Here is a 13,292-nt window from a genome sequence, read left to right on the forward strand (position 1 = left end):
AAATTTATTTTAAAATGTTATAATATAAAACTATATTAAAAAAATTTTTAAGGGTTAAACAATGAAAATAATGGTCATACAAGGTCCCAATATCAATATGTTAGGCTTTAGAGAGGTCGGCATTTATGGTGCGATGAAAATGGAAGAAATCCACGAGCAAATGCAAAATGCAGCAAGTCAAAATGGCGTGGAACTTGACTTTTTTCAAAGCAATTTCGAGGGCGAAATTGTCGATAAAATTCAAGAATGTTTAGGCACTGTTGATGGGATTATCATTAACGCAGCGGCTTATACACATACTTCTGTTGCGATTCGTGATGCCATTTCTGCCGTAGCTTTACCGACTATTGAGGTGCATATTTCTAATATTTATCGTAGAGAAGAATTTAGACAAAAAAGCTTAATAGCACCAGTTTGTGCGGGGTCTATCGTGGGCTTTGGTCCTTTTGGTTATCATCTTGCTTTAATGGGTATTATGCAAATTTGTGAGCAAGTGAAAAATTTGAAGGCTATGCAGCAAAATAATGCTTAAAATTCAAGGTGCAAGAGCGGTTCAAAATTTTCGTTTTTTCCCTTTTGCAAGTCGAAATTTAAGGAATTTTAAATATTTTGCTTTGGTAGGTTTGGGGTCAAATATAGAAGATGAAAAAAGGCGTTTTAGAGCTTTGTTTAGACTTTTAATGGACGATAAAAGGCTTAAAGTTCTTCAAACCTCCCCCCTACTTATAAATAAGGCTTTTGGCTATGAGAGACAAAAGGATTTCACAAATGCCGTGCTTTTGGCACAGACAAATTTACACGCGAGAGCTTTTTTAAAAGTTTTGCTTTATTATGAAGTCAAGTTTAAGAGGAAGAGAACTTTTAAAAACGCTCCCAGAACGCTTGATTTGGATCTTTTGTATTTTTCACAAAAGACAAAAAAAGATTTTCGGTGCGAAGTGCCTCATAGTGGGGCTAAAGAAAGAATTAGCGTAATTTTGCCCTTGGGCTTAATGGAAGGATAGCAAGTGGGACAGCTTATTTACACCTTTACCGTTGAAGATACGGAAGAAATTATTCCAAAAGTTAAAGAAGATTATGGAGATAAGGCTTTAATTATCACAAATAAACAAATTCGTCCCAAGACTATTAATCGCAAAGGGCTTTATGAGGTTATGGTCGCTATTGAGGAAGCAGATTATAAGGAGCATTTAAAGGCTATGGGTAAGCCTATGCCACCTAAAAAAACCCAGCCACAAACTCCTAAACCAGCAGTAAAAGAAGAAGATGATGAAGCTGTGGAACTTGAATTTTCTAAAGCTTCTTTAAATGTGCAAAAAGAATATGAAAATTATACCAAACCTAAACCTAGCTTAGATGATTTTAAAGAAAAACTTTCGGCTGTTAGCTCTGAAATTTCTAAGGTTACAGGCACTAGCTTACCAGAATATCAAGCTCCAAATTTGCAATATAATAAGAAAATCGAGGCTTTTGAAAAGCAGATTAACACCCTAAGTGATAAGATGAATTTGCTTGTAGATATGATGTGGGACGATAAAGCGGAGGCGAGGAAAAATCTCATTATACCGCCTGAATTTGCGAGTATTTATAAACAGGCTAAGGAAAGTGGTATGCTTGAAACGCACTTAGAAGCCATTATGAAAGCGACCATTGAAAATATGCCAGCAACGATGAAGATGAATAAAGAAGCCGTGCAGAGGTATTTTCACTCTCTTTTGCGTAATATTCTGCCTTGTCGCGTAGAAACGGACATTAAAAAGCAAAAAATTATGATGCTAGTGGGTCCAACAGGAGTGGGTAAAACAACGACTTTAGCTAAACTTGCCTTCCGTTATGCTTATGGAGATAAGCGTTATAAAACTGGTATTATCACGCTAGATACTTATAGAATAGGTGCTGTTGAGCAGCTTTTTCAATATGCTAAAATGATGAAGCTACCTATCATCGATAGTATAGAGCCTAAGGACTTAGATGAGGCGATTAAGAGTCTTAGCAGTTGCGAAGTGATTTTGGTCGATACCATAGGAAATTCGCAATATGACCAAACAAAACTCGCCAAAACAAAAGAATTTTTAATACATTCTAATGCGGAAATTGATGTGAATTTAGTCATCTCGGCTAATACAAAATACGAAGATTTAATGGAAATTTATAAGAATTTTTCCTTTTTAAATATCGACACTTTAATCATTACAAAATTTGATGAAACTAAGGTTTTTGGTAATATTTTTTCTTTGATTTATGAGATTAATACTCCGCTTAGTTTTTTCTCTGTAGGGCAGGAAGTGCCTGATGACATTGAAGTGGCAAATAGCGACTTTTTGGTGCATTGTATTTTAGAGGGTTTTAAAGGTAAAAATAATGAATAATCAAGCAGGTAAATTGCAAAATTTGATGAAGCAAAATAAGGACAAAAAAGAGCAAAACACTCATTTTATAGCTATTACAAGTGGCAAAGGTGGTGTAGGTAAAAGCACGATAAGTGCAAATTTGGCAAATGTTTTAGCGAATAATAATTATAAGGTAGGGCTTTTTGATGCGGATATAGGTTTGGCAAATTTAGATGTGATTTTAAATGTGCGTATTCAAAAAAATCTTTTGCATGTTTTAAGGGGCGAGTGCTCTTTAGAGGACATTTTGATTGAAGTGAAGCCAAATTTGTGGCTTATACCGGGTGAAAGTGGTGATGAAATTCTAAAATATAGCGATAAAAATATTTATGAAAGATTTTTAAATCAGGCTAGTATTTTAGATGAACTTGATTTTCTCATCATCGACACGGGTGCCGGTATAGGCGGGAATATTTTAAATTTTTTAGAGATGGCTGATGAGGTTATTGTCGTTACTGTGCCGGATCCAGCGGCGATTACAGATGCTTATGCGACCATTAAAACCACTTCTAAAACTAAGGAAAATTTATTGATGGTTTTTAATGTGGTTAAAAATGAAAACGAGGCTTTAAAGGTCTTTGAAAATATCAAAAAAGTTGCAAATGCTAACATTAAAAATCCTTTAAATTTAGAATTTTTAGGACATTTAAGCGCTTCAAAAGAAGTGAGTAATAGTATTAAAAAACGCACCCTTTTTAGTGATGAAAATACTGCCTCAAGTGATGAGCTAAAGTCTCTAGCTTCCAAGCTTTTGTATAGATTGGAACGAAAAGTGCTTGATGATGTTTCAAGTCGTAGTTTTTCAAGCTTTTTTAGAAAAATTATAGAAAGATTTTAGTGAGAGATTATGAGACCTGAGAATTATGTAGCTTTTTTTACGGTTTGTGGCTTTTTTATAGGGCTTTCGTTTAGTGTGATTAGCGTTGATGAAGCTTTTGATATTTTGTTTTCTACTTGTTTTATCACTTTTATGTTTTATGTTTTTGTGCATATTGCCATTATGAATTTTATCGATCTCAAAAAGATTAGCGGACGAATTTTTAATAAGCAAGACTATGAAAAAACGAGCAACAATATTATTAACGACTTGGTTATTCGTGAGAAAAAAATGGATATTATCTTAGAAAAATTAAATGAAGAACGCGAAGAATTAAAGAAAAACGAAGCGAAGGAAAGACGCAAAAATGCTAAAAGAGCAGTCGCCTAGATCTTATGCGGATGTCATAAAAAAAGAGCAAGATGAGCTCGTCATCTCCTATATGCCAGCACTTAGGGCTATGGCATTTCGCTTAAAGGAGCGTTTGCCATCAAGCATTGATGTTAATGATCTTATTGGTGTGGGGATTGAAGAGATGATAAAGCTTTCACGCCGTTATGATAAGGATCAAAATGACAATTTTTGGGGCTTTGCGAGGAAAAGGGTCAATGGCTCAATGCTTGATTATTTAAGGCGACTTGATGTGATGAGCCGTAATAATCGCAAAATTTTAAAAGATATTGATGTGATTTTAGATGAATATTTTTTAGAAAATGAATATGAGCCAGATGATGAATATTTAGCTAAAAAACTTGAAATTGATGTGGATAGAGTAAGGGAAGTAAGAGCAGCTCACGCGATAAGCTATACTTTGCCTCTTGATGAGCAAATTGAAATGTATAGCGAAGATGAGACTTTGGAGAAGATAGAAAGAGGAGAACTTTTAGAGCATATTAATGAAATTTTAGATACTTTAAAGGAGCGAGACCAGCTTATTATCCAGCTTTATTATTATGAAGAATTAAGTTTAAAAGAAATTAGTGAGATTTTAAATGTGAGCGAGAGTCGCATTTCTCAAATTCATAAAAAATTACTTAAAAAATTGAGAGAAAGGTTAAGCTAATGGCAGAAATACTTTCCCAAGAAGAAATTGACGCCCTTTTAGAGGTCGTTGATGATAATACAGACACACCAGCACCTTCGAATTCTAAAGATGAAAAAGATGAAAGAAATATTGTCGTTTATGATTTTAAGCGACCTAATAGAGTTTCAAAAGAACAGCTTAGAACGATTAAGGGCATACACGATAAATTAGCTAGAAATTTAGCCTCTCAAATTTCATCAATGATGAGAAGTATTGTAGAAACTAAGCTTCATTCTGTCGATCAAATGACTTATGGGGAGTTTTTGATGTCTTTGCCAAGCCCTACAAGCTTCAATGTTTTCTCCATAAAGCCTCTTGATGGAAATTGTGTTTTGGAGATTAACCCAAGTATAGCCTTTCCTATGATAGACAGACTTTTAGGAGGGCAGGGCGATAGCTATGAGGCAAGTAGAGAGCTTACGGACATAGAATTAAATTTACTTGATAGCATTTTGCGTATTATTATGCAAAGACTTAAGGAAAGCTGGTCGACTGTAACTGAAATTTATCCAAGCATCGAAGCGAAAGAAAGTAGCCCTAATGTCGTGCAAATCGTCTCTCAAAATGAAATTATCATTATGGTTGTTATGGAGATTATCATAGGAAATTCAAGCGGTATGGTCAATATTTGCTATCCTGTTGTGCATTTGGAAAGTATTTTGAGTCGTTTGGCAAATCGTGATATTATGATGGGTGAAACTTCTGCGAAAAAGTCGCGTAACAAAGAGCTAAAAACTCTCATCGGTCGTGCGGAAGTCGTTTATGAGGCGATTTTGGGAAAAACTTTAATCAATGTCAATGAATTTTTAGAGCTTAAGCAGGGCGATATTTTAAGACTTGATAGAGAAGCTGATGATAAGGCTGTGGTAAGCATAGATAAAAAAGATGTCTTTTTGGCACAAATAGGCTTACACCGCTTTAGAAAGTCTATTAAAATCATCGAGCTTATCCGCACTGATAAAGATGAAATTAAAGAAATTTTGGAAAAATACGAAGAGGAAAGAAAGGCTAAAGCTAGCGTTTATGATGAAACTGAGGATTTGGAGGATGAGGAAATATGATTAATGAATTTTTAAAACTTTTTACCAATGAATGCGTTAGCACTATCGAGGGTTTGACGGGAAAAAGTGCTGAATTTAGTGAATATAAAGAATTTGATGTTAGTGCTAGCGATACGCTTAAGCCACCTTTAGTGTATGTGAATTTTGGTGTAAGTTCAGGTGGTCGCGTAGGTATTTTGGCTGGGGCTGTTTTGATGAGTGCCATAGGTGAGTGGATGATGGGTGAGGAGGAAATCACCAAAAACGACAAGCTAGGTGCTGATGAAATGGACGCCGCTAAAGAAGCTATACAAAATATCATCTCCGCTTTTACCACAAGCCTTGGCGCACAAAAAGAACTGCCTAAAATGGAATTTAGTTTAAGCTCTTGCGAATTTATTGAAGAAAGCATCGATTTAAAGGACTTTGTGAAGCTTTATAATTATGATATTAAAATTGAAGATTTGGAAGAGCAAATTTCTTTAGTGATGGATGATAAGCTTTACAAAACTCTCACAAAAAGTGGCGATGATGAGGCTACGACTCAACAAAAAGAGAGAGCGGTTGGCAGCGGTGAAGCTATGATGACGCTTGGAGAAGGGCTTAAAAATATCAATCTTATTATGGATGTGCGTTTGCCTGTGCGAGTAAGAATAGGTAATAAAAAAATGCTTCTTAAAGATGTGCTAACTATGGATATAGGCTCTGTGGTCGAGCTAAATCAACTTGCCAACGATCCCTTAGAAATTCTTATCGGAGATAAAAGAATCGCTTATGGTGAGGTCGTGATAGTCGATGGCAATTTTGGCGTTCAAATTACAGAAATCGGCACGAAAAAGGAAAGATTGGAGCAGTTAAGATAATGATAAAGCTTTTCAATAAAATCGAAGAATACGGCTTTAAAGAAATTTTACTCCGCAGGAAAAGAAGACTTATACACTCTATCACAAAAAGATTTGGCAAAATTTTGCTTAATTTTTATCCCAAACTCCCGCAAAATTATAAATTTGTGCTTTTAAATTACTCTGTAAGTGGGCATTATGCACTTATAAACTTTTTTAAAATGTGCGGTTTAAATTATGTAAGATTAGCTGAAGATAATTATATGGACTATGGTGAAACGAAGAGCTTTTTGCTAAATTCAAAGGGGGATAATATAGTCGGTGTGTGTTTATATAATAATATAAGAGAGCTTGACTATGCGAAATTTTTTTCTTACGATGCGCCTGTTGTGATAACCGTTAGAGATCCCATTTCAAGACTTAAAACAAGTATTAATCACGGCTACCCTAAAGCTAAGGCTAGCAAGTTTGAATTTAGCCTTAAAGATGATATTGATAAATCCTTACCTGAGATTGTATATAGTGGTGCTTTAACACCTCAAATCACAGATTTAGAAAAGATTTTTGATAAAAAATTTATAGACTTTAAATATCAAAGTAATCTTACTCCCTTTCTAACAAATGAGGGGGGGGGGGGGGGTAACCAGACAAATCATCTACATCGATACGCAGGATTTACAAGCAGATAAAGCCTTTAACACAATGCAAAAGCTTTCTAAAATTCTTCATTTTAATCCACCTAAAGAAGAAGATAAAGCCAAATTTGAACGCAAGGTTTGGAACGATTACGCCTTGTTTTTACCTTTTACTTTATTTATAAACCATAAAGACTTTTCTTATCTTAAAGATAAAATTAAAATCATCATCACGCAAGAGCCTCTAAATCAACTAAAAGATATTAAAAATCTCTTCTTAAATGAAAATGATCTATGCTATAAACACCTTAGCATTAATGTAGAACAAAAATATTATGAGCTTATCAAAGAAGATAAAGAAATAAAAGAAAGATTAAAAAGCTATTTTAAAGAATTTGTCAAAGTGCTAGATGAAAGGGTAAAATTTAGAAAAGAACACGCCCTAAATGAAAATGATGTGTTAGAATTCTTTAAAAACAATGCAAATTTAGCTTTGCAATTTAAGGCTTTATTAGATAGTGAATTAACCCACATTAAACAAACACACCCTGACATCATCGCTTCGTGGAAATATTATGAGGAATTTGAGAAAATTTGCGAGGGGTTTGGTTAAAATAGTCATTAAGATAGAAAATTAAGCTATAATAATGCAAATTTTTTCAAGGATTAATGATGTTAAGTAAAAAATCTCAAGTTTTAGAAGAGTCCATTACTTTGGCGATTACAGCCCTTGCAAATGAGCTTAAGGCTAAGGGCGAAGATGTGCTTTCTTTTTCTGCGGGTGAGCCTGACTTTGACACTCCACAAACTATCAAAAATGCAGCAATTAAAGCGATAGAAAATGGTTGTTCTAAATATACGCCAGTTGCAGGAATTAAAGATGTTTTAAATGCCGTAGCCACAAAGCTTAAAAGGGACAATGATTTATCCTATGAAACAAGTGAAATTATCACAAATGTCGGTGCTAAACATTCGCTTTTTCAATGCCTAGAATGTCTTGTTGATGAAGGTGATGAGGTGATTATCCCTAGCCCTTATTGGGTGAGTTATCCTGAAATGGTCAAATTTGCAGGTGGAAAGTGCGTTTTTGTAGATACTAAGGAAGAAAATGGCTTTAAAATCACAGCTGATGAGCTTAAAAATGCTTTGAGTGAAAAAACTAAAGTTTTTATTTTAAACACTCCCTCAAATCCTGTGGGTTGCGTTTATACAAAAGAGGAGCTTAGTGCTTTAGCTAAGGTTTTGGAGGGAACTAGAGTTGTCGTTTTAAGCGATGAAATGTATGAAAAGCTTCTTTATGATGGAGTGAAATTCCACGCTTTTGCCAGTGTGAGTGAAGATGCGATGAAACGCACTGTTACTATTAATGGCTTAAGTAAGTGCGGGGCTATGCCGGGATGGCGTTTTGGCTATATGGCAAGTAAAATTAAAGGTCTTGTTCCAGCTGTTAAAAAACTGCAAGGACAAAGCACTTCAAACATTTGCTCCATTTCGCAGTATGCTGCCATCCCAGCCTTGCTTGGCGAGTGTGATGAGGATATAGAAATGATGAGAAAAGCTTTTGAAAGACGCAGAAATGTCGCCCTTGAAATGTTAAGCAAAATGGAAAATGTCAGCGTTTATAAACCAAGTGGAGCTTTTTATCTTTTCATTAATATTTCTAAACTTGAAAAGGATTCTATGAAATTTTGTCAAAAATTACTAGAAGAAAAAAAAGTCGCCGTAGTGCCTGGTATAGGCTTTGGAATGGATGGCTATTTAAGACTTTCTTACGCAACAAGTGAGGAAAATATTATTAAAGGGCTTGAGAGGTTTGGCGAATTTGTAAAAAATTATAAAGCTTAATTTTGCAAGTTATTAGCAAAATGATAATTTTTACAAGCTATAATTTGAGCGTTATTTTATTTTTGGATTTGTAAATGCTAAGAGAACGCCTTTATATAGCAAGTGATCACGCGGGATATGAGCTTAAAACTAAACTTTGTGCCTTTTTTAAAGAGGTGCAAATTCCCTTCATCGATCTTGGGACAAACGATGAAAAAAGTTGCGACTATCCGGATTTTGCCCATTTGCTTACTAGTAAAATCGATGAAAAAAGTTTTGGAATTTTAATTTGCGGTTCTGGCATAGGAATTTCCATAGCAGCAAATAGGCACAAAAATATAAGATGTGCTTTGTGTAGCGAGAGCTTAAGTGCGAGATTAGCCAGAAAGCATAATGATGCGAATGTTTTGGCTTTTGGAGGGCGTCTTGTAGGGTTTGATTTAGCTGTGGATATGATTGAAAATTTTATCAAAACACCTTTTGATGAAGGAAGACATATGAAAAGAATTCAAAAAATTGAGGTAGATTGATGTTTTCGCAATGGTTTATTTTTACGATTTTAATTTGTGCGACAATTTATCTCATTGTGATGTTATTTTATTACAAAACCTTACTAAGCAAGGAAAAAAATTCTAAAGATTTTATCAAAAATAACTTAGATGATACAGAGATTGTTATTAGAAAGTTACAAGTTCAACTTCAAAGAAGTTTAGGAAATATTGACATTTTAACGGAGGAGCTTAACAAAATTAAGGCTGATTTGACTTCGCTTCGAACGAGGAATTCGCAGTATCGTTTGGAGAATGACAAATTAAGACAAAGAATTAAAGAGCTAGAAGCAAAAATTGAGGCATTACTATGAAAGAACTTAGTCAAAAAGAAAGAGATTTTCTTATTCAAAGTATTAGGGTTATCCCAAATTTTCCAAAAGAAGGGATTATATTTAGAGACATTACGACACTTCTTAATGACACAAAAGCACTTAGCTTTTTACTCAAGCACTTAGAAGATAGATACAAGGATATGAATTTAGATTTTATTGTTGGGACGGAGAGTAGGGGTTTTATTTTTGCCTCTATGATTTGCGCAAGACTCAATTTGCCTTTTGTGCCGATTAGAAAGCCGGGCAAGCTTCCTTATAAAACCTTTAGTTGCTCTTATGATTTAGAATATGGTAGCGATACCATTGAAATTCATCAAGATGCTTTTAGAGGTGTGGAAAAAGCTAAAGTTTTGCTAGTAGATGATTTAATCGCCACAGGAGGCACGGCTTTGGCTTCTTATAAATTAATTCAAAAAGCTGGAGGTATATGTGTGGAATCTTGCTTTTTGATTAATTTAAAAGATTTAAATGGTTGGAAAAAGCTCAATGCTCTTTGTCCTGTTTATAGCGTTTTGGAATTTTAGGAGGAGAAATGAAAAAATCGTTAAAATTTTTTATTTTTCTTGCTTTGCTCTGTTTAATTGCTTATGCGATTTATGGTTTGATGAAAAACGATTTTTCTTTAGAAGAATTCATTATTGGTATTTGGAATGATCATGTGGAGACTTGGGGTTATGCGATACTTTTTTGTTGGAGCATTTTAGAGGGAGAGCTAGGACTTATCTTTGCGGGGCTTGCCGCACACGATGGAAAAATGAGTGTGGCTTTGGCTATTTTTGTGGCAGGACTTGGTGGCTTTGTGGGAGATCAAATTTATTTTTATATCGGGCGTTATAATAAAAACTATATTCAAAAAAAGCTCCATTCTCAAAGGCGTAAATTCGCGGTGGCACATTTGCTTTTGCAAAAATTTGGTTGGCCTATTATCTTTATCCAGCGTTATATGTATGGTTTTCGCACCATTATACCGATGAGTATAGGCATCACGCGTTATAGTGCAAAAAAATTTGCCTTTATTAATCTCATTAGTGCTTGGGTATGGGCAGCGATAACCATACTTTTAGCATGGTATTTTGGTGATTTAATTCAAAGCTTTTTGAAGTGGGCTAAGGAGCATTGGTATTTGGCTGCCTTACTCATTGTAAGTTTCTTATCTCTCTTACTTTTTGGTTTTAAACAAATGGAAAAGGCAATTTTAAAGAAAAAGGAAAGAAAAAAATGAAAATAGAATTTGTGGAAAAAAATTTAAATGCAATCAAAGCAGATTTTGAATTAATTTTTATCGAAGCGAAAAATCAAAAACAATTAAATAATTACAAAGATTTTTTTAAATTGATGAATTATAAGGGTGATGGGGTTTGCTTAGATAGTGCTAATAAAAGAATTTTTGTCGAGCTTAAAGGCTTAGATTATGAGGATATTAGACTCGCTTTTTTTACTGCGATTAAAAGCCTTGAAAAGCTTAATATTAAAAGTATTAAAAGTCAAAGTGTGGTCGGCTCTTGCGTAGTAAGAAGTTTTGCTTGTATGGCGGAGGGCGTTGGGTTTGCAAATTATGAATTTAATCGCTATAAAAGCGAGAAAAAGTCTAGCACTTTAGAGCGTATTTTACTTTCTAAAGAGGAGTTAAATGCTAAAAAATTTAGCAAAGAAGAGGCTTTAATAGGACTTCAAAGAGGAGAGGTTTTAGCAAAAGCTTGTCATTTTACAAAAGATATTGTTAATGAAATTCCTCAAATTTACACTCCATTAAAAATGGCTGAAGATGCACAAAATTTAGCAAAAGAATATAAAGCTATCACTTGCAAAATTTATGATGAGAAATTTTTGGAAAAAGAAAAAATGAACGCTTTTTTGGCGGTTAATAGGGCTTCTGCATATCCACCAAGGCTCATTCATCTAAGCTATAAAAATCAAAAAGCCAAGCAAAAAATCGTTTTTGTCGGTAAGGGACTGACTTATGATAGCGGTGGGCTTAGTTTAAAGCCTGCTGATTATATGCTGACGATGAAAGCAGATAAGAGTGGTGCGGCTGCTGCTATGGGGATTATAAAGGCTGTGGCGGAGTTAAATTTGGAACTTGAAGTGCATTGCATTTTGGGAGCGACTGAAAATATGATAGGCGGCAATGCCTATAAGCCTGATGATGTGCTACTTTCTAGGGAGGGTGTGAGCATTGAGGTAAGAAACACGGACGCTGAGGGGCGTTTAGTTTTGGCTGATTGTCTTTCTTTTGCACAGGATTTAAAGCCTGATTTACTTATTGATTTAGCGACTTTAACTGGTGCTTGCGTGGTTGGGCTTGGCGAATTTACAAGTGGTATTATGGGAAATAATGAAAATTTGCAAAATGAATTTTATGAAGTGAGCCAAAAAAGTGGCGAATATGCTTGCGTTTTGCATTTTAATCCTCATTTAAGAGAACTCATTAAATCTAAAATTGCTGATATAAGCAACACAAGCTCAAGTCGCTATGGCGGTGCTCTTACGGCTGGAATTTTTTTAGATAGTTTTATCCGCGAAGAGTATAAGGACAAATGGCTACATCTTGACATTGCTGGACCTGCTTATTTGGAGAAGGCTTGGGGTTATCAAAGCTATGGGGCAAGTGCAGCAGGGGTTAGAATGTGTGTGAATTTCTTAATTTACCTTTTAAGGAAAGCTAAATGAGTTTAGCGGTTGGTATAGTGGGCTTACCAAATGTTGGCAAATCTACGACCTTTAACGCTCTTACCAAAGCGCAAAATGCTCAAAGTGCAAACTATCCTTTTTGCACCATAGAGCCTAACCGTGCTATGGTTGAAGTGCCTGATGAGCGTTTGAAGGAGTTGGCTAGAATCGTAAAGCCTGAAAAAATTCTCCACTCACTCATAGAATTTGTTGATATAGCTGGACTTGTAAAGGGTGCTAGTAAGGGCGAAGGCTTGGGAAATAAATTTCTTTCAAACATACGCGAAACAGAAGTGATTTTACACATCGTGCGTTGTTTTGATGATGAAAATATCACGCATGTCGAGGGTGGGGTTGATCCTATTAGAGATATTGAGATTATCAACACTGAGCTGATTTTAGCGGATATTGAGCAGCTTAGTAAAAAAATAGAAAAATTAAATAAAGAAGCAAGGGCAAATCAAAAAGGCGCAAAAGAGACCTTAGAACTTGCTAATGCACTTTTAGAGCATTTAAATAAGGGCTTTAGTGCTAGTAGCTATGAGAAAAGAGAAAGTGAGCTTTATCAAAATTTAATTAAAGAATTAAGACTTTTGAGTGCTAAAGAAGTGATTTATGGTGCAAATGTCGATGAAGAGGGCATTAATAAGGACAATCAATTTGTCCTAGCCTTAAAAGAATATGCTAAGAAAAACAATCAAGAAGTCATAAAACTTTGTGCGAAGATAGAAGAGGAGCTTGTGGGCTTGAGTGATGAGGAGGGGGCTGAATTTTTAAACTCTTTGGGAGTTAAAGAGAGTGGCTTGGCACAGATTATACGCACGGCTTTTTCTAAGTTGGGGCTTATTAGCTATTTTACGGCTGGAGAGATCGAGGTGCGTTCTTGGACGATAAAAAGAGGCTATAAAGCACCTAAGGCGGCTAGTGTGATTCATAATGACTTTGAAAAAGGCTTTATTAAAGCTGAAGTGATAAGTTATGAAGATTTTGTTAAATTTAAGGGCGAAAATGGCGCCAAAGAAGCTGGTAAATTACGCCTTGAGGGTAAAGACTACATCGTTTGCGATGGCGATGTAATGCACTTTAGGTTTAATGTGTGAAAATTAA

General features: G+C 35.0%; 17 protein-coding genes. All 17 read left to right on the forward strand.

The genetic code is table 11. From position 1 onward, the window contains the following. Window positions 1–61: 61 nt before the first annotated feature. The 17 genes from aroQ to ychF all read left to right on the forward strand — a co-directional run bounded on the left by aroQ (window position 62) and on the right by ychF (window position 13,285). Window positions 62–532, forward strand: coding sequence for a type II 3-dehydroquinate dehydratase (gene aroQ / locus EL158_RS03250; RefSeq protein ID WP_004274742.1), 471 nt, complete (start codon window positions 62–64; stop codon window positions 530–532). Continuing rightward, the gene (gene folK / locus EL158_RS03255; protein WP_027304293.1) at window positions 525–1,004 is read left to right on the forward strand and encodes a 2-amino-4-hydroxy-6-hydroxymethyldihydropteridine diphosphokinase; all 480 of its coding nucleotides are present in this window, start codon (window positions 525–527) and stop codon (window positions 1,002–1,004) included. The genes aroQ and folK overlap by 8 nt, the downstream gene beginning before the upstream one ends. A gap of 3 nt (window positions 1,005–1,007) precedes the next feature. After that, a complete protein-coding gene (gene flhF, locus EL158_RS03260; RefSeq protein ID WP_027304292.1) occupies window positions 1,008–2,369 on the forward strand; it encodes a flagellar biosynthesis GTPase FlhF in 1,362 nt (453 codons plus the stop codon). Then, entirely contained in the window at window positions 2,362–3,228 is an 867-nt protein-coding gene (flhG, locus tag EL158_RS03265; RefSeq protein ID WP_027304291.1) for a flagella biosynthesis ATPase FlhG, read from the forward strand. The genes flhF and flhG overlap by 8 nt, the downstream gene beginning before the upstream one ends. Window positions 3,229–3,237: 9 nt before the next feature. Further along, window positions 3,238–3,597, forward strand: a complete 360-nt coding sequence (locus tag EL158_RS03270) for a hypothetical protein (RefSeq protein WP_027304290.1) — start codon at window positions 3,238–3,240, stop codon at window positions 3,595–3,597. Beyond that, window positions 3,575–4,270, forward strand: a complete 696-nt coding sequence (locus EL158_RS03275) for an RNA polymerase sigma factor FliA (RefSeq protein WP_027304289.1) — start codon at window positions 3,575–3,577, stop codon at window positions 4,268–4,270. The genes EL158_RS03270 and EL158_RS03275 overlap by 23 nt, the downstream gene beginning before the upstream one ends. After that, window positions 4,270–5,352: a flagellar motor switch protein FliM gene (gene fliM / locus EL158_RS03280; protein WP_004274736.1), complete on the forward strand. Its 1,083-nt coding sequence runs from the start codon at window positions 4,270–4,272 to the stop codon at window positions 5,350–5,352. The genes EL158_RS03275 and fliM overlap by 1 nt, the downstream gene beginning before the upstream one ends. After that, window positions 5,349–6,194, forward strand: a complete 846-nt coding sequence (fliY, locus tag EL158_RS03285; protein WP_027304288.1) for a flagellar motor switch protein FliY — start codon at window positions 5,349–5,351, stop codon at window positions 6,192–6,194. The genes fliM and fliY overlap by 4 nt, the downstream gene beginning before the upstream one ends. Continuing rightward, complete coding sequence (locus EL158_RS03290; protein ID WP_027304287.1) at window positions 6,194–6,862, forward strand: hypothetical protein; 669 nt, start codon at window positions 6,194–6,196, stop codon at window positions 6,860–6,862. Before fliY ends, EL158_RS03290 begins: the two co-directional genes overlap by 1 nt. Further along, the gene (locus EL158_RS03295; protein WP_034955996.1) at window positions 6,795–7,421 is read left to right on the forward strand and encodes a DUF2972 domain-containing protein; all 627 of its coding nucleotides are present in this window, start codon (window positions 6,795–6,797) and stop codon (window positions 7,419–7,421) included. The genes EL158_RS03290 and EL158_RS03295 overlap by 68 nt, the downstream gene beginning before the upstream one ends. A gap of 59 nt (window positions 7,422–7,480) precedes the next feature. Next, window positions 7,481–8,653 (forward strand): pyridoxal phosphate-dependent aminotransferase, encoded by a 1,173-nt coding sequence (locus EL158_RS03300; protein WP_027304285.1) that lies wholly within the window; start codon window positions 7,481–7,483, stop codon window positions 8,651–8,653. Window positions 8,654–8,727: 74 nt separating this feature from the next. Beyond that, window positions 8,728–9,162 (forward strand): ribose 5-phosphate isomerase B, encoded by a 435-nt coding sequence (rpiB, locus tag EL158_RS03305; protein ID WP_004277111.1) that lies wholly within the window; start codon window positions 8,728–8,730, stop codon window positions 9,160–9,162. Then, window positions 9,162–9,494 (forward strand): hypothetical protein, encoded by a 333-nt coding sequence (locus tag EL158_RS03310; RefSeq protein ID WP_004277112.1) that lies wholly within the window; start codon window positions 9,162–9,164, stop codon window positions 9,492–9,494. Before rpiB ends, EL158_RS03310 begins: the two co-directional genes overlap by 1 nt. Further along, the gene (apt, locus tag EL158_RS03315) at window positions 9,491–10,039 is read left to right on the forward strand and encodes an adenine phosphoribosyltransferase (protein ID WP_027304284.1); all 549 of its coding nucleotides are present in this window, start codon (window positions 9,491–9,493) and stop codon (window positions 10,037–10,039) included. Before EL158_RS03310 ends, apt begins: the two co-directional genes overlap by 4 nt. Window positions 10,040–10,119: 80 nt before the next feature. Further along, window positions 10,120–10,737, forward strand: coding sequence for a DedA family protein (locus tag EL158_RS03320; RefSeq protein ID WP_225532304.1), 618 nt, complete (start codon window positions 10,120–10,122; stop codon window positions 10,735–10,737). Beyond that, on the forward strand, window positions 10,734–12,185 hold the full coding sequence (locus EL158_RS03325) for a leucyl aminopeptidase (RefSeq protein ID WP_027304282.1): 1,452 nt from the start codon (window positions 10,734–10,736) through the stop codon (window positions 12,183–12,185). The genes EL158_RS03320 and EL158_RS03325 overlap by 4 nt, the downstream gene beginning before the upstream one ends. Next, the gene (ychF, locus tag EL158_RS03330; RefSeq protein WP_027304281.1) at window positions 12,182–13,285 is read left to right on the forward strand and encodes a redox-regulated ATPase YchF; all 1,104 of its coding nucleotides are present in this window, start codon (window positions 12,182–12,184) and stop codon (window positions 13,283–13,285) included. The genes EL158_RS03325 and ychF overlap by 4 nt, the downstream gene beginning before the upstream one ends. Window positions 13,286–13,292: the final 7 nt, after the last annotated feature.

This window comes from Campylobacter upsaliensis, assembly GCF_900637395.1.
Taxonomy (GTDB): domain Bacteria; phylum Campylobacterota; class Campylobacteria; order Campylobacterales; family Campylobacteraceae; genus Campylobacter_D; species Campylobacter_D upsaliensis.